The sequence below is a fragment of the Polaribacter septentrionalilitoris genome (assembly GCF_009832745.1).
Taxonomy (GTDB): Bacteria; Bacteroidota; Bacteroidia; order Flavobacteriales; family Flavobacteriaceae; genus Polaribacter; species Polaribacter septentrionalilitoris.
In genome coordinates this window covers 193,177-216,489 of sequence record NZ_VRMJ01000025.1, presented here as the reverse complement: position 1 = coordinate 216,489, position 23,313 = coordinate 193,177, and the positions used below count along the sequence as shown (strand labels likewise).

The following is a 23,313-nucleotide window of genomic DNA, read 5'->3' as shown; positions in this document are numbered from 1 at the left end:
ATCTAAATATATTCTTTAAAGTATTTAATAGGTACAAATAACATCCCAAAGCATTGGCTATCTTCTTTCCCCATGTTTTTGTGATGAACTTTATGAGCTTTTCTAAGTGCTTTTAAGTACCAATTATTAGTTCTTTTAAACCATTTGAAACGCTGATGAATTAATACATCATGAATTAGAAAATATGCAATTCCATACATTAAAATTCCTAAACCAATAAAGAATAAAAAAGTGTATTCGGTATATGTACCAAATAAAAAAAGTAACATGCTAGGTATTGCAAAAACAATAAAGAACGCATCATTTTTCTCAAAAACATGTGGATATCCAGGTTCGTGATGATCTTCATGCAAAAACCAACCAAAACCATGCATCACATATTTGTGTGTACACCAAGTAATACCTTCCATGAGTACAAAAACTCCAAGAGTAATTAATGCATATATCATTTTAAATAATATTTAGTTTGTATTTAACGTAACTTCTTGCTAATAAATTAATTTTCATTGGGTCTGAAATACGTATTCTAGTATCCATTATTTTTTCTGACGGAACAGATTTTAGCTTTTTTAGTAACCTTCTGTAGTACCTATAAGCCATATAAACACCGAATTTAGCTTCAACTGGCAATTTAAGAATTCCTTCTTTGTAAGCATAATCAAAATCGGCTTCAATTTCATCAATAATAAGTTGTTTAGACGCAGCATCTAATTGCCCCAGGTCTACATTAGGAAAATACGAACGATTTAATTCTTCAAAATCAGCCTTGAGATCTCTTAAAAAGTTTACTTTCTGAAAAGCAGAACCTAATCGCATTGCAGCATCTTTTAATTCTTGATACCTTTTATCATCTCCATCTACAAAAACCTTTAAGCACATTAACCCAACAACATCTGCAGAACCATAGATATACTCATCATACTCTGCTTTTGTTTGATATTGTGTTTTGTGTAAATCTGCTTTCATACTTTTTAAGAAAGCTTGAACCATATCATCGGATATATTATATCTGGTAACGGTTTGTTGAAATGAATTTAAAATTGGGTTTAAGCTTATACCTTGAGCTTTGGCTAAATAGTAATCTCTCTCAAAATTTGCCATTAATGTTTCTTTATTATAATCATGAAATGTATCTACAATTTCATCTGCAAAACGCACAAACCCGTAAATATTATAAATATCAGTTCTAATCTTTGGAGACAACATATTTACAGCTAAAGAAAAAGAAGTACTGTAACTTTTTGTAACTAATTTGCTACAATCATGTGATGTCTTGTCAAATAATTCTTTCATAGTTATGCTTGTTTTTTAAGGATTAATTCTGTAGCAATTTTACCTGATATTAGTGCTGGTGGAACACCTGGACCTGGAACTGTTAATTGTCCTGTAAAATACAGATTATTAACTTTACTACTTTTTATTTTTGGTCTTAAAAATGCTGTTTGCAATAACGTATTTGCCATTCCGTAAGCATTTCCTTTGTAAGAGTTATACTCTTTTGTAAAATCATTTACGCAGAAAGACCTTTTAAAGATAACATATTTTTTTACTTCTTGATTAGTTAATTTTTCAAATCGATCAATAATCTTATGAAAATATTCTTCTCTTAATTCTTCTGTATCTTCAATTCCTGGAGCTAAAGGAATAAGAAAAAAACCAGCTTCTTTTCCTTCTGGCGCAGAAGTTTTATCTGTCATTGAGGTAAAGTTAGCATAAAAAAGAGGGTCTTTTGGCCAACTTGGTTGATCATAAATTTCTTTGGCATGTTCGTCAAAATCAGTATCAAAAAACAACGTATGGTGACATGCATTTTTAATTTTTTTATCAAAACCTACATAAAATAGCAATGATGATGGTGCAAATGTTTTTTTGTTCCAATAAGATTCTGAATATTGCCTGTAATTACTGTCTAACAATTGCTCTGTATGATGATAATCTGCTCCACTCAAAACCAAATTAGCTTCAATTTTTTCACCATTTACAATTAAACCAGAAACATTTTTCTTTGTATCAACTAAAACTCTTTCAACATTAGCGTTTGTTTGGAATTCTACTCCTAAAGTTTTAGCCAATGTAACCATACCTTCTATAACCTTGTACATTCCACCTCTTGGATGCCATGTGCCCAGGCCAAAATCAGCATAATTCATAAAATTATAAAATGCAGGAGTATTGCTTGGTTTTGCACCTAAAAACAAAACAGGAAATTCTAAAATCTGAATCAATTTTGGATTAGTAATTTTTTTTCTAACTTGTTTTCTAATGGTAGAAAAAAACTGAGAAACTCTTGTTATTGTTGTAGCATTTACTAATTCTAAAGGTGAAACACCTGGTTTGTATACCAAATCTTTAATAGCAGTATCGTAATTGGATTTTGCAGAATCTAAAAAAGCTTTCAAGTGTTTACTACTTCCTGTTTCTTCTTTTTCAAATGTTTCGTAAATTTCATCTAATTTATCAGAAATTTTAATTGAGTCTTTTTTACCAAAGTACACCTCGTAACCTGGACTTAATTTATCTAGTGTGTAATAGTCTGAAGGTTTTTTGCCAAAATCAGCAAAAAAACGTTCAAAAACATCTGGCATCCAATACCAAGATGGACCTAAATCGAACGTAAAGCCTTTATTTTTATATTGTCTAGCTCTTCCTCCTAAGGTACTATTTTTCTCTAAAACAGTTACCTTATACCCTGCTTTCGCTAAATAGCTTGAAGCTGCAAGCGCAGAAAAACCTGAGCCAATAATGTGTATATTTTTATTCATATAATACTTTGTTAAACAAATATATCAAAATATTAAACAAACAAGATATCGTAAAAAAAAATTATAATTCTTTTAACAAGTCAGAGACTCTATCGTGAAATGTAATATTAGATTTGAACTTTAAATTTTCTACTAAAGATGTTTTTCTACCTATAGCAATAAGCTCATGTTTGGTATTATCTAAAATATCATCAATTTCTCTAAAATAATCTTCAATTTTATCGTCATATGGCATAACAGTCATTGAAGTTACAAAGCAAATTTCTCTGCCGTTTTTAAAGAAATAATCTAAATTGTCTAATGGTAAACTTTGCCCAAGATAAATTGTATGATTGCTTCTTAAAACTAATTCATAGTTCAAATATAACAAACCTAACTCATGAATTTCATTTTCTGGTAAAAATAATACGAAAGTTTTGTTAGAGTTTGATATACTGTATTGCAATTTTTCAGTATTTATTTGTATTTTTTGAGCAATTAAATTAGAAATAAAATGCTCATGCGCAGGGAGAAGAGTATCTGTCTGCCAAAGTAGACCAATATGAGTTAAAAAAGGGATAAAAACATCTTTAAATATTTCTCGAAAGGTTTTCTTATGTAAAAGCTTGTTGTATGTATTGTTGAATAAAACCTTATCGAACTGAAACATTGACAGTTTAAAAGAATTAATAGCTTCATCATTTATTCCATCACTAAATGCCAATTCTCGAGATTGCATTAGCAATTCTTCATCAGACATTTTAGCAATTTTAGATATTTTAAAATTGTTTTTATTTAATAAAACAATGTTTAAAAGCTTCTGCACACTATCATGAGAATAATATCTTATATTCGTGTTTGTTCTTTTAGGTTGTAATAAATCATACCTCTTTTCCCAAATACGAATAGTATGTGCTTTAATACCCGAAATATTTTCAAGGTCTTTTATTGTAAAATCTTGCTTAATATTGTTCAATGAATTTATTTTTGAGTTGAACAAATTTAAAACAAAATAATTAAACAAAATATTTTTTAGCAAAATTGTAACATTTCATAATTTTACGCTACTTATTATATAAACTAACTATAACGGAGTGCAGAAAGATTTAGAAACTAAATTTTTATCGGACTTTGAAAAAAATCAAAATATAGCGCACAAAATTTGTAGGTTATACACCACAAGTAGAGATGCTCATAATGATTTGTTTCAAGAAATAACCATCCAACTTTGGAAAAACTATTCAAAGTTTAGAGGCGATTCAAAATTTAGCACTTGGATGTATAGAGTTGCTTTGAATACAGCAATTTCTCTATATCGAAAATCGACAAGAAGAGTAAAAACTCAAGATATAAGTGATGTTGCGTTTAAAATAAAATCAAACGTTTATGATGATACTGAAGAACGTCAGCTAAAAGCTTTATACAAAGCTATTCGTAAATTAAATGATATTGACAAAGCCTTAATCTTCTTATATCTTGAAGATAAACCGTATAAAGAAATTTCTGAAACACTAGGTATTTCATCTGTAAACGCAAGAGTTAAGATGAATAGAGCCAAAGAGAAATTAAAAAATATACTAAACCCATAATTTATGGATGTATTAGATAATTATAAAAAAGCCTGGAAAAATCAACCAGAAGAGACTAGTAAATTTTCATCAATTGAAATTTATAAAATGGCGCATTCAAAATCGTCATCAATCGTAAAATGGATTTTTATCATAGGAGTTTTAGAATTTGTAATTTTAAACTCAATGTATTTTTTCATTGATATGGATGAAGCCTTAAAAGAATATGAAAAATTGGGTCTAGAAGATTTTGTGTTCTACTCGCAAATAGCTGCATATGTCATTCTTTTTTATTTTTTATGGATGTTTTATCAAAATTATATTAAAATCTCAACTATTGATTCTACTAAAATGTTAATGAAAAAAATTATAAAAACCAGAAAAACAGTAAGAAATTATGTTTTGTTCAATTTAAGCTATATGGCGCTAGTAATGCTTGTTTTTACGATTGCCACCATTAATGTTAATTTTGATGAATTCAATACCAAACAAATACTATTAATCGCTGTCTCTACATTAATAGCAACATTTTTAATTTTGGGAGTTCTATGGTTATTTTATCAATTACTTTACGGAATTTTATTAAGAAAACTCAATAGAAATTATAAAGAATTGGCTAAATTAGACAACCTTAATTAGTTAGCCTTATGAAGAAAATTTTTATCCTATTATGTATTAGTTTCTCACTGACAATTGTTTCTCAACAAAAATCTGATTTTTGGGAGAATGTGCGTTTTGGTGGAGGATTTACTTTAGGCTTTGGTTCTCAAACCACCATAGGAATTTCTCCAAGTGCAGTTTATGACTTTAAAAATGGTTTCTCATTAGGTGCTGGTGTAAATTACATTTACACGGAAATTGGTGCTTTTACTACAAATGTTTACGGAGGTAGTATCATTTCTTTATATCAAATTCCGATTATAGGAATTCAACTTTCTGGTGAATTTGAGCAATCTTTTGCCACTCAGAGAGATTCTACTGGAAGTTCTAATACTAGTTTCCCTGCTTTATATTTAGGAGCTGCTTACAATAAAGGAAGGTTTGCATTTGGGTTTAGATATGATGTTTTATATGATGAAAACAAGAGTGTTTATGCTTCACCTTTTTCGCCAATTGTGCGTTTTTATTTCTAAAAGTTCTTTAATTCTTTTAGCAAAATTTCGTGCATTTCATCAGTATAGTTTAAATGTGTTACTATTCTAATTTTTCCTTCTCCCATAGGAGTTAAAAGAATATTTTTTGATGCCATTTTATCAATAAAATTATCTGCACCTATTGCATCATCTACATAAAAAATTAAAATATTTGTTTCTACAGGTTCTATTTTAGTGATGTAAGAGCAGTTTTCTAAAACTTCTGCAATTTCTTTTGCTTTTTGATGGTCTTCTGCTAAACGTTCTACATGATGATCTAAAGCATAATTTGCTGCTGCTGCTAAAAAACCAACTTGTCTCATTCCACCACCCAATAACTTTCGAATGCGTAAAGCTTTCTTAATATGATTTTTTGTACCTAACAACATAGAACCCACAGGAGCTCCTAACCCTTTAGAAAAACATATAGAAATAGTATCGAACAAGCCTCCATATTGTTTTGGTGTCTCATTTTTAGCAACTAAAGCATTAAATAAACGAGCACCATCTAAATGAAACGCTAAGTTATTTTCTTTTGTAATTTGATAAATCTTTTCAATTTCAGAATAATCCCAACAAGCTCCACCTCCTTTATTTGTTGTATTTTCAATACTAACTAATTTTGTATATGGTAAATAAATTTCTGGCTTTACAGAAGCTAATTCTTTTATATGCGATGCTGTAAACATACCTCTATTTCCGTCAATTAATTTACAGGTTACTCCAGAATTAAAAGCCACTCCTCCACTTTCATAATTATAAATATGTGCATATTTATCACAAATTACCATATCTCCAGGTTGTGTGTGAATTTTAATAGCTGTTTGATTTGCCATAGTTCCAGAAGGAAAAAAAAGTGCTGCTTCCATTCCAAATAAATTGGCTACTTTTTCTTGCAATACATTTACAGTAGGATCCATGTTAAACACATCATCACCAACTTTAGCAGACATCATTACATCTAACATTTCTTTGGTTGGTTTAGTTACTGTATCTGATATTAAATCAATTATCATCTTAATTATTTGTAATCTAAAATAGCGTTTTTAAAGTGTTATTCAAAAAAAATGAAGTGTTTTTCAACATTTAATTTTTTTCTATTGTAGATAATTCTATTTTTAACGAGTTAAATTGCTATGACCTACATTACATGAATATTTTAAGATTCTTTTCAATCACTTTTTTTGTTACTTTTTCTGTATTTACAAATGCACAAACGAATCTAGATAAAGACCTTGTTAAAACTTTACATAAATATAGTTTAGAAAATTATCCAGAAAAAGTATACGTTCATTCTGACAAAACTTACTACAACAAAGAAGATAACATCTGGTTTACAGCATACTTAGTTAACGGAATTACTCATCAAAAATCAAATAAAAGTCTATTAGCATATGTAGAATTACGAAATGAAAAAGATAGCCTTATTGACAGGAAAAAACTATTTATGAATAGTTTAAGTACGGCAGGGAATTTTAAATTATCTAATCGTATAAAACCTGGAACTTATAAAATAAAAGCATATACTAATTATATGAGAAACCAAAGTGATGTTTATTTCTTTCAAAAAAAAATAATTATTTGGTCTTACGATAATGAAATTACTGAAAAAAAACCTAAAGAAGTTGACATAAAGGTTTCTAATAAAGAGGCCACATTTAAACCAGATTTAAATTTTTATCCTCAAGGTGGTTATTTAGTAAATGGTTTAATGAACAAGGTTGCTCTTAAATTAAAAAATGAAATTTATGATAAACTGAATGTTCAAGGAAATATAATAGATGAAAATAATGAAATAATAACTAGTTTTACTTCTACTAAATTTGGTTTGGGCGAATTTTCTATTATTCCTGAAAATGGAAAAAGTTATTTTGCAAAGCTTACACACAATAACAATACTTTTAAGTATAAATTACCTAAAGCCCTAGATAAAGGTTTTGTATTGAATGTTGTAAATTCTGATAAAAAAATATACATATCCGTAAATACAAATACAGCTAATGGCTTATTAGGTAGTTCTTTGTTAATTCACGAAAGAGGAAAATTAATATACAATCATAAATTTAAAGATACTTTTGATAAAAAAACATTACAAATCCCTGTAAATCAAATTAATGATGGAGTTATTCATATAACTTTATTTGATAGTAATTTACATCCTGTTTGTGAACGTTTAGTGTTTGTTTATAAAGAAGCAAATACTCCAAAAATATACATTGAAAAAGAAAAAGATTATTATGGAATTAGAAAAAAAGTAAATTTAAAAATAAGCGTAAAAAACAGTCTAGATACTATAATACCTAGTAAACTTTCTATATCAGTTAAAAATATAAACACTTTACCAAAAGAAAAATTTGCTGAAAATATAAAAACTTGGTTGTTGTTAAATTCTGATTTAAGAGGTAAAATTAAAAACCCTAACTACTTTTTTAATAACAATGAAATAAGAAAAAGCAAATATTTATTAGACTTAATCATGCTTACAAACGGTTGGAGAAAATTTACATGGCAAGAATTATTAGTAGATAAATTAGATACACTACAATACAAACCTGAAAAAGGTTTTATGGTTAAAGGAAACGTAACTTCTATAAGATCTTCTAAAAACTCTCAGCCAAAATACACAAGATTAACTTTTCCTGCTGGGGGGTTATTTAAACAAGAACCTATAAAAGAAACAGATAGTCTAGGTAATTATTCTTACGGACCTTTTGTGTTTTTTGGTAGCATTCCTATAATAGTAGAAGCTAGGCTTAACAATTTTAAATCTAAAAAAAAGGAAGATAAAAAAGTAATTATTACACCAAAATTAGGCGAAAAAAAATTGGAAACTTCTTTTAAAAAATCTTCTACAAATAAAGAACAACTTGAAATTTTCATAAAACCCTATACAGAACAACAAAAAAAGTTACAAGGGCTTAAAAATGAATTCCTAAAGTCTGAAAACGTATTGAACGAAGTAGTGATAAAAGCTAAATTAAAAACGGCTGAAAACAAAAGAAATAAAGAAATGAGTGACAGGACTTCTTACGGAAATACCTTTAATAGAACAGATTTAAGTGAAACTAGTAATTCTTTTGGGGACATTTTTAATTTATTAGCTACAATAGGAAGCTTAACAGTTGTAGGTGATCAAATAAGGGTGAACAGACAGCGTAATCTAGAACCTTTAATTTTATACAACGAACTGCCAATTGAAGCGATTGAATTGAGTGGAATACCAGCTGCTGAAGTTTCTTTTGTAGATGTTTTGGTTGGCCCTGAAATTGCTATTTTTAGTAGTAGCGTTCCTGTTATTTCAATATACTCTAAAAGTGGTTCTGACGGATTTATAGATAGAGAACCAGGAATTACAAATTATAAAGCAACAGGTTTTTACACTGCTAAAGAATTTTATGCTCCAGACCATATTAATGGAATAGAAGAACAAACAAAACCTGATGCTAGAACTACACTTCATTGGGCTCCAAATATTATTGTAACTAGAAACAAGCCTGTAGAGATTTCTTTTTTTACTTCTGATATTAAAAGTGAATACATTATTGAAATTGAAGGAATATCTGTAACGGGTAAACCAATGTATAAAACTTCTAAAATTTTTGTTGAATAAAAATTTAAAATAGAAACACTTCACTTTCTTTTAATTCCCAATGGGTGAACCATCAGGAATTTTTGGTGCTGATGTTTTTTTAAATGAAGTAGGGTTTTTCAAATAACCAATTATCATTTTAACCATTGCAGCATCGTACATTTTTTGAACACCTTCTGATTTTTTATCAGTAATTATTTTTTTGATTTCATCTAATTTAGATAAAACAATAGCATTTACTTGTTTGTATTGATTTTTATAGGCTCCCAAATAAAATAATTGCTCTAAAACCTTTGTATTGATAACGTTTTGGATTTCTTGATAATACCCATCCTTATGACTTTTTTTGATCGTTTTATTCACCAATTCATCAATTAACTCATCTAAGCCTAATTGTCTTTTATCTAAACTCTTATGAGCTATTAATCGAGACATTCTTTGTGGATTTAATACTAAATTCAATGTCATTTCACTAGCCGTTTCAACAGCCGAAAAAGGATCAAAAGCAACACCCAATTTACTATTAAAAGATTCACGGGTTCTACCATAACCAATAGCTCTTGGTGGAAATAACTCCAATTTTTCTTTAGGAATTGCAATTTCATCTACTGCTATTGTTCTTAAAACTGCTTGTAGCGCTATTCTTTCTGTAGTACCTGAAACTCTTTTTACAACGGTTTGATTACCTCCTTTTACAGCATAACTATACGCTAAACCTCCTATTAATTTAGAAGTGGCTTCTGTTTGAAATCTATGTAAAAAATACAATGGAACAAATACATCTTCTAATACAGAATAAGGTTGTCCTGTTTTAATATTATCTGTAGAGAAATTAGCTATAGCCTTTTTTCTAACTTTTAAAAGGTTGTACAATTCATCGTGAATATTATCTCCATTATCCCACAAATGTGCTGAGATACTTGCACTTCCTTGCGGTCTTGCATCAGAATCTGATAAATATTTTAATCCGCTTGCATAAGCATCAACTAAAATTTTATTTAACGCTGAATCTTCATTAGTGCCTTTAGGAAAATCTTGATAAGAGTATGCTACAGTTACTTTATCCCAAGCACCAATTTTGTCATCATATGCATTAGAAAAATCAATTTTACCATTCTTTAATGTAAATTTTGGATGTGGATAATCCATTACAGAAGTTCTACCATTTGTACTTGCTGCAAAATTATGAGAGAAACCTAAAGTATGTCCTATTTCGTGGGCAGACAATTGTCTAATTCTTGCAATTGCCATTTGCAAAGCAAAATTATCGTCAACAGTATTAGTTTTGTAAGGTGCTTGTAAAGCTTGTGCTATTAGAAAATCTTGACGAATTCGCAAACTTCCTAAGCTTACATGACCTTTTATAATTTCACCAGTTCTAGGATCTGAAATGTTAGCACCATAACTCCAACCTCGAGTAGATCTATGAACCCATTGCACAACATTATAACGCACATCTAGCATATCTGCGCCTTCTGGTAAGATTTTAAACTGAAACGCATCTTTGTAACCTGCAGCTTCAAAAGCTTGATTCCACCATCTTCCTCCATCTAACAAAGCACTTCTTACTGGCTCTGGAGTTCCTCTATCTAAATAATAAATAATGGGTTCTACTGCTTCTGAAATAGCTGCTTCAGGATTCTTCTTTTCTAATCGATGACGATAAATAAATCGTTTTGTGATAGATTCATTTACAGGTGTAGAATAATCTAAATAGCTCATTTGCCAAGAACCAGAACGTGGATCGTATTTTCTTGGCTTGTAATTATCATCTGGTAATTCAACAAAAGAATGATGTTGGTTTACACTTACAGCACTAGCATCAGGAGTTACGCTTCTAATATTATATCCTTTTGGTGTTCCTTTAAAAGTTAATAATACATCAAATTCAACATTTTTGGGAAATGCCTTTGTACGTTCTAAATTAAAAGCACTTCTACTTTTATCTAAACTATAACGACCTTGTCTATTTCTTGCTAATCTAGATGCAACACCGTGAGCATCTCTCATAAAAAAAGAGGTAGCATCAACTAAATACACATCTTTTTTTGTCTCTTTAATGACAAAACCATGTAAAACAGATTTAGCAAATGCTTCTTTTACCGATTTTTTCTCTTCTATATTATCAGTGATTGCTCTAAAATCTTGGTTAGGCTGAACCATTAAAATTTTATTACCTGCTTTTTTAAAATATACTACTACACCACCTCCTAATTGTCCTCTATCTAAACCTATATCATTAGAACCTACACCTTCTGAAAGTGCACGTACATATAGAAAATCTTGATTTATTTTATCTATTTGAAGAAAGATTTTGTCTTTGTTTTCATCGTAATAAAAAGTAAAATAACCTTCATATTTTGAAATTCCTTTTTGTAGATTTTTACCTGATTTTTCGTTGAAAAATTGAGAATATCCATTTAGATAAATTGATAGAAATAATAAAAGAAGTAGTAATTTTTTCATCATTGGTATATTTTTTATAAATCTATAAAAATAAGGCTTAGTTTTAAAACCATAAATCTTAAAATTTCATTTATTTTTGTTCAGCTTATGATTACACAAGACCAACTTAAAGATATTTCAACAAGAATCGAGAAACTAAAAGATTATTTAGAGATTGATAAAAAATTGATTGAAATTTCTAATGAAGAAGAAAAAACTGCAAACCCAAATTTTTGGAACGATCCAAAAAAAGCTGAAAAAGTGATGAAAGCATTACGTTTTAAGAAAAAATGGGTTGAAGATTACAATAAAGCCATTTCTTTTAATGAAGATTTAAATGTCTTGTATGAATTTTACAAAGAAGAGGAAATTGATGAAAAAGAAGTTGAAGAGCAATTTGAAAAAACAAGCTCATTTTTAGAAGATATTGAGTTTAAAAACATGTTATCTGAAGAAGGTGATTCTCTTTCAGCAACTATTCAAATAACTGCTGGTGCAGGAGGAACAGAAAGCTGCGATTGGGCAGAAATGTTGTTTAGAATGTACACCATGTGGTCTGAAAAACAAGGTTTTAAATTGAAAACACTCAATTATCAAGCAGGAGATACAGCTGGTATAAAAACAGTTACTGTAGAAATTGAAGGCGATTATGCTTTTGGCTGGTTAAAAGGTGAAAATGGTGTACATAGATTAGTGCGAATTTCTCCTTTTGATAGTAATGCAAAACGTCATACAAGTTTTGCCTCAGTATATGTCTATCCAGTTGCTGATGAATCCATTGAGATTGATATTAACCCTGCAGATATAGAAATTACTACTGCTCGTTCTAGTGGTGCAGGTGGACAAAATGTAAATAAAGTAGAAACTAAAGTTCAGTTATTACATAAACCAACAGGCATTCAAATTCAATGTTCTAATTCTCGTTCTCAACACGATAACAGAGCAACTGCATTACAAATGTTAAAATCGCAATTGTATGAAATTGAATTACAAAAACAACAAGCAGCAAGAGACGATATTGAGGCCAATAAAATGAAAAATGAATGGGGAAGTCAGATTCGTAATTATGTGATGCATCCTTATAAATTGGTAAAAGATGTAAGAACAGCTCACGAAACAGGAAATGTAGATGCGGTTATGGATGGAAATATCAATGCCTTTTTAAAAGCCTATTTAATGTTAAATGGACAAAAGAGTGATTAGTTGTTTGATGTTTGCAAAAATGAAAATTAGACTACAAATTTACTTCCTACTTCTAACTTCTTCAACCTATAAACTTATAAACTTGTAAACTTGTAAACTTAAGACAAATGATAAAAATATACCACAATCCACGTTGCAGAAAATCTAGAGAAGGACTTACTATTTTAGAACAATCTGGTAAAGAATTTGAAATTATTAAATATTTAGATGATGTTCCAACTGAAAATGAATTGTCTAGTATAATTAAAAAATTAGGCATCTCTCCTATTCAATTGATTAGAAAAACTGAAAAAATTTGGAAAGAAAATTATAAAGCAAAAGAGTTATCTGATGAAGAAATTATAGCTGCAATGCTAGAAAACCCAAAGTTAATTGAAAGACCAATTGTTGTTTACAAAAACAAAGCTGTTATTGGTAGACCACCATCTAACATATTAGAAATATTCTAAATAGTATATTGTAATTTTGTTTAACTTTTTTTTAACTGAATTAAACTAAATTTAAACAGAAATTTGTAGTCTCAATAAAAAACCAACAAATTTTGACTAAAAAAATTACAATTTTATTTTTATCAATTTTATTTGTAACATCAGTAGTTGCACAAAAAGAAAAAACATCGAATGAAGTATCAATTTCAGGAAAAGTGGTTGATGCAAAAACGAATCAAGCTTTAGAGTATGCAACTATAGTTTTAAAAAATTCGAACACTCAAAAAATCTCTGGAGGCATTACTGATGAAAAAGGAGAATTTGATATAAAAACATCAAAAGGAACTTACGAAATTAGTATTGAATTCATTTCATTTGTATCTAAAAAATATCCAAAACAGGTAATTTCAAAAAATTTAAATTTAGGAACCATCAAGTTATCTGAAGATACAAGTTCTTTAGATGAAGTGGTAATTGTTGCCGAAAAAACAACTGTAGACATTCGTTTAGATAAAAAGGTGTTTAATATTGGTAAAGATTTATCTATTAGAGGAGGAAATGCTAGTGATGTGCTAGGTAATGTACCCTCTGTTCAAGTTGATGTTGAAGGTGCTGTAAGTTTGCGTGGTAATGATAATGTAACTATTTTAATTGATGGTAGACCAAGTGCTTTAGTTGGCATGAATGGTGCTGAGGCTTTACGACAAATCCCAGCAGAAGCTATTGAGAAAGTAGAGGTTATTACCTCTCCTTCAGCAAGATATGATGCAGAAGGTACAGCTGGTATTTTAAATATCATATTAAGAAAAAACAAACTAACTGGTTTTAACGGCTCTCTTCAATTAGATTTAGGATATCCTGCTAGAGTTGGTACAGCATTTAATGCGAATTGGAGAACAAAAAAATGGAACCTCTTTACAAACACAGGTTTTAGATATAATGAAACTCCAGGTAACTCTTATTACGACACAAAATATGTTAATCCAACTTCAGAAAATATAAATAGAATTATAGAAACAAGAAAATTTGATAGATTAGGAAGGTCAATATTTACAAGCTTTGGTGCTGAATATTACCTAACAAAAAATTCTAGTATTATTGGTAATATAATTTTTAACGGTGGTAATGATGATGATGTAAATACAAATGTTATTGATAGATTTGAACCTAATGGAAACATAAAACAAGCTACTAAAAGAACAGAAGACGAATCAGAAGATGAAGAAAGAATACAGTACACCTTAGATTATGTGAATACTTTTGATGATTCTGGAAAAAGATTATCTGTAAACTTACAGTACTCGACAGAAGTAGAAGATAAAATAAACTTTATACCTGAGATTGATGTTATAGCCGATTTTACTGATGAAATTGAAGAAGTTATCGAAAGTCAAAATGAAGATAGAGCTTTACTACAAATTGATTATGTACATCCAGTTGGAGAGAATATTCAGTATGAAGCAGGTTATAGAGGAAATTACAGAGACATTTTTAATAGTTTCTTTTTAGAACAAACAGATTTTAAAAATAATGTACCTACTGAAGTCCTTTTAGACAATAACTTCAATTATAAAGAATTTGTAAACGCAGCCTACTTTCAATATGGTCAGAAATTTAATAACATATCTCTTTTAGCTGGTTTACGTTATGAATATACATCTGTAGAAATTGATCAAGCTAATGTTAGCGTTCCTAAAAAGAGTACTTATGGCAATTTATTTCCTACTTTAAATTTAGGTTTTGAATTTAAAGATGGCGAAAATATGACTTTAGGATATAACAGAAGAGTTCGAAGACCTAGAGGAAGAAGCTTAAACCCTTTTCCTAGTAGATCTAGTGAAGCAAATATTTATACAGGTAATGTAGATTTGAATCCGGTATTTACTGATGCTGTTGATTTAGGATATTTAAAACGATGGGAAAAATTTACGTTAAGTACTTCAATTTATTATAATATAAGTAATGATAGTTGGGAAAGAATTCAAGAAGATACAGGAGAAACCACAGATAATGGTGATCCAATTACAAGAAGATTTCCGGTAAACTTATCAACAGAAGAAAGAGTAGGTTTTGAATTTACGTTAAACTATAGACCTTTTAAAGTTTGGAACATCAACAGTGATTTTAATTTATTTAATGTTACTACAGATGGAGACTACACAAACCCTGTTACTAATAAAACTCAAAATTTTGATTTTCAAAATACAGCATTTTCCTTACGTTTAAATCAAAAAATAACACTTCCAGGGAAAACTGATTTACAAATCAACTCTAATTACAGAGGTGCATCTCAAAGTGCCATATCTCAAAGAAATGGAATTTTTACAATGAACATTGCAGCTAGTAAAGATTTTTTTAATGAAAAAGCTTCTTTAAGTTTAAATATTAGCGATGTTTTTAATGGACGTAGAAGTGAACGAACAACAATAATACCAGATTTTTCAGAACAATACAGTGAATTTCAATGGAGAGAGCGTCAAATAAGAGTTAGCTTTGTATATCGTTTTAATCAAAAGAAAAAAAGAGAACGAGGCAATAGAGATTATGATGGTGGTGGTGAAGAGTTTGAAGGATAATTTTCTGGGCGTTCAAGCGGGCTTTACATTCCAATCTTTTGCTCATGCTTCGCAAAAGGATTTCCATTTCAATCCCTAAGGCAAATTTCTTAATCATAAAAAAAACTCGTAAAGCATAAGCATTACGAGTTTTTTAATATATTTTAAAAAAGTAAAATTACTTACCTTCTGCAGCTTTTCTAGCTTCTTTCTTTAATTTCATGTTTTCCCAAATTGTTCCACCAATCCAATAAGGAACTACAAATGTTAATAAGAAAATTAACAACCAAAAACCAGCTGTAAAAATAAACATGAATAAAACTAATCCTGAAAATTCTGAAAAATCTAACATTTGTTTGTATTGTAAAAATTAATAATGCAAAAATAATACTTATTTTCAAAAATTAGGCATCTAAAAAAGATTTTTTTCATGAATAAATGATATTTATCAATGATTGATGCTAATACTTTTTTGTAATTTTGCTTGATCAAAAATTTACATACAAATTATGAAATACAGAATCGAAAAAGACACTATGGGACAAGTAAATGTTCCTGCAGATAAATATTGGGGAGCACAAACAGAGCGTTCTCGCAACAACTTTAAAATTGGTGCACCCGCGTCAATGCCATTAGAAATTGTTTATGGTTTTGCATATCTTAAAAAAGCTGCTGCTTATACAAATGCTGAGTTAGGTGTTTTAGCAACTGAAAAAAGAGATTTAATTGGACAAGTTTGTGATGAAATTTTAGAAGGCAAACACGATGATCAGTTTCCACTTGTAATTTGGCAAACAGGTTCTGGCACGCAATCTAATATGAATGTAAATGAGGTAATTGCAAACAGAGCTCACGAAATTGCAGGTAAAGTAATTGGTGAAGGAGAAAAAACCATTCAACCAAATGATGATGTAAATAAATCACAATCATCAAATGATACTTTTCCAACAGGAATGCATATTGCTGCTTACAAAAAAATTGTAGAAAATACCCTTCCAGGTATTGAGCAATTAAGAAATACTTTACAAGCAAAATCTGAAGCTTTTGCGGATGTTGTAAAAATTGGACGTACGCATTTAATGGATGCTACTCCACTAACCCTAGGTCAAGAGTTTTCTGGTTATGTTGCACAATTAAACTTCGGAATTAAAGCTTTAAAAAACACATTAGAACATTTATCTCAATTAGCGTTAGGAGGAACAGCTGTAGGTACAGGTTTAAACACACCTGCTGGTTATGATGTTTTGGTTGCAAAATATATTGCAGAATTTACAGGAATGCCTTTTGTAACTGCAGAAAATAAATTTGAAGCTTTAGCGGCTCATGATGCTTTAGTAGAAACTCATGGTGCTTTAAAACAAATAGCTGTTTCGTTAAATAAAATTGCAAATGATATTAGATTAATGGCTTCTGGTCCTAGATCTGGAATTGGTGAAATTATTATACCTGCAAACGAACCAGGTTCTTCAATTATGCCTGGAAAAGTAAATCCTACACAGTGCGAAGCAATGACAATGGTTTGTGCGCAAGTTATGGGTAATGACGTTGCTGTTACTGTTGCAGGTACTCAAGGTCATTATGAATTAAATGTTTTTAAACCAGTAATGGCTGCAAATGTGTTACAATCTGCGCAATTAATTGGTGATGCTTGTAGATCTTTTGATGAAAATTGTGCAGCTGGTATTGAACCAAATCATTCTAGAATTACTGAATTAGTTAATAACTCACTAATGTTAGTTACTGCTTTAAACACTAAAATTGGGTATTACAAAGCTGCAGAAATTGCAAACACAGCTCACCAAAATGGCACAACTTTAAAAGAGGAAGCTGTTAATTTAGGATATGTGACTCCAGAAGAATATGATGAATGGGTAAAACCAGAAGATATGACTGGTGGTTTGAAGTAAATTAAAAAAAATTATCATACAATAAAAAAATCCGTAGTTTAAAGCTTCGGATTTTTTTTTTATAAATATCTTTCTCTAACTATATTTAGGTGATGTATTTGATGTCCTGAAAACAAAAAACCTAAGGCTCTTACAGAGATTTCATTTCCTGACGCAATTCCAATTCTTAACAAAGCTTCATCAGAAAAACTTTTATATAATTGTATGGTAGATGTTCTTAAAGTTTGCATTTCAGCTAACAAATCGAAATAATCTCTATCATTTGCATTGTCATTATCAACAAATATATCTTGATCAAAACCTGGTAACTCTGTTTTATCATTTCTTGCAAAACATAAAGCTCTGTAGCAAAAAACACGCTCTGTGTCTATAATATGCTGAATTAACTCTTTCATTGTCCATTTTCCTTCACCATATGCAAAGTCATGCTTTTTTTCGGGTAAATTTCTCAATAAATTATCAAACTCTTTTTGAGCAGTTTCTAAGTTTTCAATAATTGACAAATTGTTTGTGACCAATTTTATATATTGTTCAAAATATGGCACGTATTCGTTTTTAGGTAAAACCAAAGTTTATTATTTTTTAGGAATAAAAAAGTTTATTATTTTTCTAATAAAGCCTTCAGACTCTTCATTTTCATGATATCCATAACCATATTTACCATAGCCATAGCCGTATCCATAACCGTATCCATAGCCATAACCGTATCCATAACCATATTTATTCTTGATAGAAAAATCGTTTAATACATAACTTATGTTTGTGACTTCTTTATTTTTGTATTTATCATCAATCATCTTCATCATCCCTCTTTCTGAGTAATTCTGACGAATAACGTATACAATAGCATCTCCATACTTAAATAACTCTAAAGCATCTGAAACTAGACCAACAGGTGGTGTATCAATGATAACATAATCGTATTTTTCTTTCAAACTTTTTATCATATTATCTGCTGTTTCATTCAGCAAAAGTTCTGATGGATTTGGAGGAATTGGACCTGAAAGAATAACATCTAAATTTGGTATTTTTGTTGGTATAATAATCTCATCCAAAGTTTTCTGATTAATTAAATGATTTACTACCCCAATATCATTATTCAAATCAAAATCATCATAAATTTTTGGCTTCCTTAAATCCAAACCTATTAAAACAGTTTTCTTTCCACTTAAAGCAAAAACAGTTGCCATGTTAATAGAAATCATGGTTTTTCCCTCACCACTTACAGAAGATGTTAAAACAAGTGTTTTAGATTCGTCTTTTTGAGCATTTTTAAATAAAAACTGGATATTAGATCTTAGTGCTCTAAATGATTCTGAAACAGAGGATTTAGGTCTTTCAAAAACTGCTAAGTTATTTTTACCTTGGTTACGACCTACCACTCCTAAAACGGGTATGGCATAATTATTCTGAATTTCTTCTGCTGTATGAACTTTATTATCTAATAGTTCTCTGATAATAATATAAAATAAAGGAATAATAACACCAATCATAAAACCTAACAAATAATTGAATTGTGGCTTTGGATAAATAGGTCCTTCTCCCAAATCTTTAGCCTCATCAATTATTTTAACATCAGACACATTGGCTGCTATTGCAGTACCAGCTTCATAGCTTTTCTGCTTTAAGTAATTATAATTAGCTTCAGAGATCTCAAAATTTCTTTGATATTTTAATAAACCTTGCTCTCTAGAAGGTAATTTTTTTAATTCTACATTCGCTTTTCTTAATTCTTTTTTTAATTTATTTAAAGTTTTAGAATTAATACTTCTTAAATTATTTATGTTTTCTAAAAGTGTATTTTTAGTAATCTTAATTTCATTTACCAATTTTATGTAAGGTGGGTAGTTTTCTGTTACCGAACTCTTTAATCTCTCTTTTAATATCGATTTTTCCATTAAAACAGCAATCCCTTCAGATATTTTTGGATCTTGTATTCTAATTAATGCAGGTACAGGAACTCCTTCTGTGTAAGAATTATGAGTTAGAAGATAGTTTTTAAGATTGTTTAAATAATCGTTAAATTCTAAAACTTCTTTATATTGATTATCTAGTGTTAATATTTCATCATATACCTTATCTCCTTCTGAGGATAAATTAAAAATATTGTTTTCTTGCTTATAAACACCAAGTTGTTCTTCTATAGAATCAAGTCTGTTTTGTTCTTTTACAAATAAACCATCTATGTATTCTTTTGTCTTTTTAGCATATAATATTTTCTGTTCTTGCTTATCCTCTTCTAAAACCTTAACTGTAGCGTTTAAATAATCTACAATTCTGTTTTTATTAGCCCCTTGCATAGAGAGTTGAATTAAAGATGCTGCCTGGGTTAAAGTTCCTACCGAAACTCCGCGATAACCACCAACTGTACCGTCAAAACTTGCGAAACGTATATAATAAATAGCTCCTTTTTTAAACTCTTTTGTTTTCTGTAAAGAAAAGTTTAAAAAAGGTGTTTTAATGACCTCACCTGCTTTATATTTTTTTGAAAAAGTAAGTTCTTTTGAAGAAAATGTACTAAAAGTATTTGTATCATAATTGATCAACTGATTAGATCCTGATGTATTAAAATCAAAAGATAAATTATAAGAATTACTATCTAAAATTTCAATTTTGATAAGTTTTCCATATAGTTGAGGTTTTTTAGTATTAAGATCAACTACAAAAGGTGTATAACCATACACATCTTCCATTCTGTATTTGCCCTCAATTAAATAATTAATATAAAATTTAAGTTTACTAACTACTTTTTCGTTGTGAGACCTAGATCTCAAAATTACTTTAACAGTTTCAATCTCATCACTGGCTCCTCCCCAATTAAATGCTATATTTGTTCCTGTAGAAAAAAGAGGGTTATTTTCTTCTTTTACAGAAATAATAGAACTTAGACTATATTTTTTGGGTTTATAGTCGTTCGTAAACTTCGCAACGATTAAAGAAATTATAATAGTTACTAAAAAAAGTTTCCAATAAGCAATTACTTTAAACAGATATAACTTAACATCTAAATTATTCTGATTGGAAGTTGTATTTAACTTTAGTTTATTATCCATGATAACTATAAATTTCTAGCTAAAATAAAAGTAGATGTTATTAATGTAAAAATTGATACCAAAGTAGTTATTGATTGTAAACCTGTGGTACCAGTACCCCAAACTTTTTGCTTTAAAGGCATTACGTTAATAATATCATTTGGTTTAATATAAAAAACTTCAGAATCAAATGCATCAATTTGAGTTAAATCAATACGATACTTTTTTATTCCTGATACAGTTTTACGAATTATTTCCACATTTTTTCTATTTCCTAGATCTGTTATATCGCCAGAACTAGCAATAGCATCAATAATAGAAACTCTATTTTGGGTAATAATGTTAGGACCTGGACTATTTATTTCTCCTATAATTGTATATCGTATTCCTGATAGTTTCACAGAAACAAAAAGCGCTTCTTTCGACTTAATAAAATTTTTTAATTTTTCTTCAATTTTTTTCCTAACCTCAACAGTTGTATAACCTAATACATTTATCTCTCCAAGAATAGGTATTCTAATATTTCCATAATTATCTACACTAAACCCGCTAAAATAACCTGTATCTCCTTGACCAGCTCCTCCTCCTGAATTCACTGTACTTGAACTTTCTTTTTTAAAAATAGACACTAATTTTTCATCGCTAGATTTAATATCAATATTTATTATATCATCAACTTGTAATTTATAAGGTGTATTATTTATTCTCTTTATTTCACTTTTTTGGGAAGGATTTCCTTGCAAGTAAATTAAATCTTTAGAAGGTACACAAGAGGAGAAAAATAATACACAAAGTATAATAAAACAGTAATTTCTCATTTTAATAATCATGAATTTGCACAAATATACTTTTAAAAAGTGATTTGCTATAATTTTATTTTATTTTCGTTTTTTACCTAAATAAACAGCAATTGATCAAAGAATATTTAAAATTTCTCTTAAAATCTTCAAATGAACATGGAGTTCATTCTCCTTTTATTTTTGATTTAGTTACCAAATGTTTTTATAAAAAAAATATCACTCTTAAATGGAACGATTTTTTAGACAAAAAACAACAATTATTAGACAATAAAAACTATATAAAAGTCACTGATTTTGGTTCAGGTTCTAAAGTGTTTACTACTAATAATAGACAAATTGCAAAAATCACTAAAGTTGCTGGAATTTCAAATATAAAAGCAAAAATACTAATTAAAATTATTCATTATTTCAAACCAAAAAATATTCTTGAAATAGGAACATCTGTTGGTTTAGGTACTTCTGCTTTAAAAATTGGAAATCTAAATTCAGAAATAATAACACTAGAAGGTTGTCCTGAAACTGCTAAAGTTGCTAGTGACTTATTTCTAAACAATGGTTTTAAAAACATTGAAGTAATTGTTGGTGATTTTAAACAAACTATACCAAAAGTACTCAAAAACAATTCATTTAATTGTATTTATTTTGACGGAAATCACACAAAAAAAGCAACACTCACCTACTTTAATTATTGTTTATCAGCCATTAAAAATGATTCCTTTTGGATATTTGACGATATTTATTGGAGTTCAGAAATGAAAGAAGCTTGGTTCGAAATAAAAAAACATCCTAGAATAACTGTTTCTGTTGATGTTTTTCACTTTGGAATAGTTTTTTTTAGAAAAGAACAGGCTAAAGAACATTTTAAGATAAGAGTTTAACAATTTCTTAGAACATTTACTTTGTAACTTTGTTACTTCAAAACTTTGCAACTCATTAAAATGAAAATATATACAAAAACTGGAGATTCAGGAACAACAGCGCTATTTGGTGGAACAAGAGTAAAAAAATACAATTTACGGATAGAATCTTACGGAACAGTAGATGAATTAAATTCATACATAGGCCTTATCAAAGACCAAGAAATTAACGATACAGTTAAAGTTTCTCTGCTAAAAGTGCAAAATGAATTGTTCACTTTAGGTGCTATGCTAGCAACACCTCCAGAAAAAGAAACCTTAAAATCTGGTAAAGAGCGTCTCAACATTCCAAAAGTTAACCTGAATTCTATTGAATTTCTAGAAAATGAAATCGATAAAATGGATGAAGAACTTCCGCAAATGACGCATTTTATTCTTCCTGGAGGACATCAAGCAGTGTCATTCTGTCACGTTGCAAGATGCGTTTGTAGACGTGCTGAACGTCTAGCTGTTGAGTTAAATGACCAAGAAGCTATTAATGGTGACATCATAAAATACTTAAACCGACTTTCTGACTACCTTTTTACGTTGGCACGAAAGTTGTCTAAAGACTTATCAGTAGAGGAAATTAAGTGGATTCCTGAAAAACAATAGTAAGTTCTTTTTTTATTGATTGTATATTTCTTAAAAAAGACTTGCATAATTGCGTAAAAAAATTATTTTTGCACAAAATTAAACGATAAGAAATGTATTGGACATTAGAATTAGCATCTTATTTAGCAGATGCACCTTGGCCAGCAACCAAAGACGAGTTAATAGATTACGCTATTAGAACTGGAGCTCCTTTAGAAGTAGTAGAAAATCTACAAGATATTGAAGACGAAGGTGATGCATATGACTCAATCATTGAGATTTGGCCAGATTATCCTACCGAAGATGATTATCTTTGGAATGAGGACGAATACTAACTCAATAAAAATATAAAAAGTCTCTAAAGAGGCTTTTTTTTTGTTTTCTTTTAACCGAGAAAGTAGTATTTTTCAGGTTGATTATAC

21 protein-coding genes are annotated in these 23,313 nt (G+C 29.2%); 11 read left to right on the top strand and 10 right to left on the bottom strand.

Features of this window, described 5'->3' with window-relative positions; translation table 11 throughout:
• Positions 1-2: 2 nt before the first annotated feature.
• The 4 genes from FP421_RS05490 to FP421_RS05475 form a co-directional block, all read right to left on the bottom strand.
• Positions 3-449 (bottom strand): sterol desaturase family protein, encoded by a 447-nt coding sequence (locus FP421_RS05490; RefSeq protein ID WP_201288802.1) that lies wholly within the window; start codon positions 447-449, stop codon positions 3-5.
• A gap of 1 nt (position 450) precedes the next feature.
• A complete protein-coding gene (locus FP421_RS05485; protein ID WP_159948377.1) occupies positions 451-1,293 on the bottom strand; it encodes a phytoene/squalene synthase family protein in 843 nt (280 codons plus the stop codon).
• Between the two features lie 2 nt (positions 1,294-1,295).
• A complete protein-coding gene (locus FP421_RS05480; RefSeq protein ID WP_159948375.1) occupies positions 1,296-2,762 on the bottom strand; it encodes a phytoene desaturase family protein in 1,467 nt (488 codons plus the stop codon).
• 61 nt (positions 2,763-2,823) lie between these two features.
• Complete coding sequence (locus FP421_RS05475) at positions 2,824-3,717, bottom strand: MerR family transcriptional regulator (protein ID WP_201288801.1); 894 nt, start codon at positions 3,715-3,717, stop codon at positions 2,824-2,826.
• A 118-nt stretch (positions 3,718-3,835) separates the two neighbouring features.
• Between FP421_RS05475 and FP421_RS05470 the strand changes: the two genes are divergently transcribed.
• From FP421_RS05470 to FP421_RS05460, 3 genes are read left to right on the top strand one after another with little or no spacing between them, the layout of a single operon-like run.
• Positions 3,836-4,330: an RNA polymerase sigma factor gene (locus FP421_RS05470; protein WP_159948371.1), complete on the top strand. Its 495-nt coding sequence runs from the start codon at positions 3,836-3,838 to the stop codon at positions 4,328-4,330.
• A gap of 3 nt (positions 4,331-4,333) precedes the next feature.
• Entirely contained in the window at positions 4,334-4,948 is a 615-nt protein-coding gene (locus FP421_RS05465) for a hypothetical protein (RefSeq protein WP_159948369.1), read from the top strand.
• 8 nt (positions 4,949-4,956) lie between these two features.
• Positions 4,957-5,442 (top strand): hypothetical protein, encoded by a 486-nt coding sequence (locus FP421_RS05460; RefSeq protein WP_159948367.1) that lies wholly within the window; start codon positions 4,957-4,959, stop codon positions 5,440-5,442.
• Here FP421_RS05460 and FP421_RS05455 read toward each other — a convergent pair.
• On the bottom strand, positions 5,439-6,458 hold the full coding sequence (locus FP421_RS05455) for a threonine aldolase family protein (RefSeq protein WP_159948365.1): 1,020 nt from the start codon (positions 6,456-6,458) through the stop codon (positions 5,439-5,441). The genes FP421_RS05460 and FP421_RS05455 overlap by 4 nt on opposite strands.
• Before the next feature lie 134 nt (positions 6,459-6,592).
• On the opposite strand from FP421_RS05455, the gene FP421_RS05450 reads away from it, so the two are divergent.
• A complete protein-coding gene (locus tag FP421_RS05450; RefSeq protein WP_159948363.1) occupies positions 6,593-9,052 on the top strand; it encodes a hypothetical protein in 2,460 nt (819 codons plus the stop codon).
• Positions 9,053-9,082: 30 nt separating this feature from the next.
• Here FP421_RS05450 and FP421_RS05445 read toward each other — a convergent pair whose 3' ends face one another.
• A complete protein-coding gene (locus FP421_RS05445) occupies positions 9,083-11,497 on the bottom strand; it encodes a zinc-dependent metalloprotease (RefSeq protein WP_159948570.1) in 2,415 nt (804 codons plus the stop codon).
• Positions 11,498-11,584: 87 nt separating this feature from the next.
• Between FP421_RS05445 and prfB the strand changes: the two genes are divergently transcribed.
• The 3 genes from prfB (at position 11,585) to FP421_RS05430 (ending at position 15,683) form a co-directional block, all read left to right on the top strand.
• Positions 11,585-12,679: a peptide chain release factor 2 gene (gene prfB, locus FP421_RS05440; RefSeq protein ID WP_159948361.1), complete on the top strand. Its 1,095-nt coding sequence runs from the start codon at positions 11,585-11,587 to the stop codon at positions 12,677-12,679.
• A gap of 107 nt (positions 12,680-12,786) precedes the next feature.
• The gene (arsC, locus tag FP421_RS05435; protein WP_159948359.1) at positions 12,787-13,128 is read left to right on the top strand and encodes an arsenate reductase (glutaredoxin); all 342 of its coding nucleotides are present in this window, start codon (positions 12,787-12,789) and stop codon (positions 13,126-13,128) included.
• A gap of 92 nt (positions 13,129-13,220) precedes the next feature.
• On the top strand, positions 13,221-15,683 hold the full coding sequence (locus tag FP421_RS05430; protein ID WP_201288800.1) for an outer membrane beta-barrel family protein: 2,463 nt from the start codon (positions 13,221-13,223) through the stop codon (positions 15,681-15,683).
• A 157-nt stretch (positions 15,684-15,840) separates the two neighbouring features.
• Here the strand turns inward: FP421_RS05430 and FP421_RS15105 are convergent, their stop codons facing one another.
• Positions 15,841-16,014: a hypothetical protein gene (locus tag FP421_RS15105; RefSeq protein WP_036821348.1), complete on the bottom strand. Its 174-nt coding sequence runs from the start codon at positions 16,012-16,014 to the stop codon at positions 15,841-15,843.
• Positions 16,015-16,171: 157 nt separating this feature from the next.
• Here FP421_RS15105 and fumC point away from each other — a divergent pair, with 157 nt between their 5' ends.
• Positions 16,172-17,569, top strand: coding sequence for a class II fumarate hydratase (gene fumC / locus FP421_RS05425; RefSeq protein ID WP_159948357.1), 1,398 nt, complete (start codon positions 16,172-16,174; stop codon positions 17,567-17,569).
• 59 nt (positions 17,570-17,628) lie between these two features.
• Here fumC and FP421_RS05420 read toward each other — a convergent pair whose 3' ends face one another.
• From FP421_RS05420 to FP421_RS05410, 3 genes are read right to left on the bottom strand one after another with little or no spacing between them, the layout of a single operon-like run.
• Entirely contained in the window at positions 17,629-18,114 is a 486-nt protein-coding gene (locus FP421_RS05420) for a DinB family protein (protein WP_236548044.1), read from the bottom strand.
• 30 nt (positions 18,115-18,144) lie between these two features.
• Entirely contained in the window at positions 18,145-20,622 is a 2,478-nt protein-coding gene (locus FP421_RS15100; RefSeq protein ID WP_201288799.1) for a GumC family protein, read from the bottom strand.
• A 5-nt stretch (positions 20,623-20,627) separates the two neighbouring features.
• Complete coding sequence (locus FP421_RS05410; protein ID WP_159948353.1) at positions 20,628-21,419, bottom strand: polysaccharide biosynthesis/export family protein; 792 nt, start codon at positions 21,417-21,419, stop codon at positions 20,628-20,630.
• A 92-nt stretch (positions 21,420-21,511) separates the two neighbouring features.
• On the opposite strand from FP421_RS05410, the gene FP421_RS05405 reads away from it, so the two are divergent.
• The 3 genes from FP421_RS05405 (at position 21,512) to FP421_RS05395 (ending at position 23,226) form a co-directional block, all read left to right on the top strand.
• Positions 21,512-22,279 carry an O-methyltransferase gene (locus tag FP421_RS05405; RefSeq protein WP_159948351.1) on the top strand — a complete coding sequence of 256 codons (768 nt, stop codon included), beginning with the start codon at positions 21,512-21,514 and terminating at the stop codon, positions 22,277-22,279.
• A 60-nt stretch (positions 22,280-22,339) separates the two neighbouring features.
• The gene (locus FP421_RS05400; RefSeq protein WP_159948349.1) at positions 22,340-22,912 is read left to right on the top strand and encodes a cob(I)yrinic acid a,c-diamide adenosyltransferase; all 573 of its coding nucleotides are present in this window, start codon (positions 22,340-22,342) and stop codon (positions 22,910-22,912) included.
• A 92-nt stretch (positions 22,913-23,004) separates the two neighbouring features.
• Complete coding sequence (locus tag FP421_RS05395) at positions 23,005-23,226, top strand: DUF2795 domain-containing protein (protein WP_015479930.1); 222 nt, start codon at positions 23,005-23,007, stop codon at positions 23,224-23,226.
• Positions 23,227-23,313: the final 87 nt, after the last annotated feature.

Coding starts and splice junctions, on each gene's coding strand:
- FP421_RS05490 (WP_201288802.1), bottom strand. CDS start 449: ATGATATATGCATTAATTACTCTTGGAGTTTTTGTACTCATGGAAGGT.
- FP421_RS05485 (WP_159948377.1), bottom strand. CDS start 1,293: ATGAAAGAATTATTTGACAAGACATCACATGATTGTAGCAAATTAGTT.
- FP421_RS05480 (WP_159948375.1), bottom strand. CDS start 2,762: ATGAATAAAAATATACACATTATTGGCTCAGGTTTTTCTGCGCTTGCA.
- FP421_RS05465 (WP_159948369.1), top strand. CDS start 4,334: ATGGATGTATTAGATAATTATAAAAAAGCCTGGAAAAATCAACCAGAA.
- FP421_RS05460 (WP_159948367.1), top strand. CDS start 4,957: ATGAAGAAAATTTTTATCCTATTATGTATTAGTTTCTCACTGACAATT.
- FP421_RS05455 (WP_159948365.1), bottom strand. CDS start 6,458: ATGATAATTGATTTAATATCAGATACAGTAACTAAACCAACCAAAGAA.
- FP421_RS05450 (WP_159948363.1), top strand. CDS start 6,593: ATGAATATTTTAAGATTCTTTTCAATCACTTTTTTTGTTACTTTTTCT.
- FP421_RS05445 (WP_159948570.1), bottom strand. CDS start 11,497: ATGAAAAAATTACTACTTCTTTTATTATTTCTATCAATTTATCTAAAT.
- prfB (WP_159948361.1), top strand. CDS start 11,585: ATGATTACACAAGACCAACTTAAAGATATTTCAACAAGAATCGAGAAA.
- arsC (WP_159948359.1), top strand. CDS start 12,787: ATGATAAAAATATACCACAATCCACGTTGCAGAAAATCTAGAGAAGGA.
- FP421_RS15105 (WP_036821348.1), bottom strand. CDS start 16,014: ATGTTAGATTTTTCAGAATTTTCAGGATTAGTTTTATTCATGTTTATT.
- fumC (WP_159948357.1), top strand. CDS start 16,172: ATGAAATACAGAATCGAAAAAGACACTATGGGACAAGTAAATGTTCCT.
- FP421_RS15100 (WP_201288799.1), bottom strand. CDS start 20,622: ATGGATAATAAACTAAAGTTAAATACAACTTCCAATCAGAATAATTTA.
- FP421_RS05410 (WP_159948353.1), bottom strand. CDS start 21,419: ATGAGAAATTACTGTTTTATTATACTTTGTGTATTATTTTTCTCCTCT.
- FP421_RS05400 (WP_159948349.1), top strand. CDS start 22,340: ATGAAAATATATACAAAAACTGGAGATTCAGGAACAACAGCGCTATTT.
- FP421_RS05395 (WP_015479930.1), top strand. CDS start 23,005: ATGTATTGGACATTAGAATTAGCATCTTATTTAGCAGATGCACCTTGG.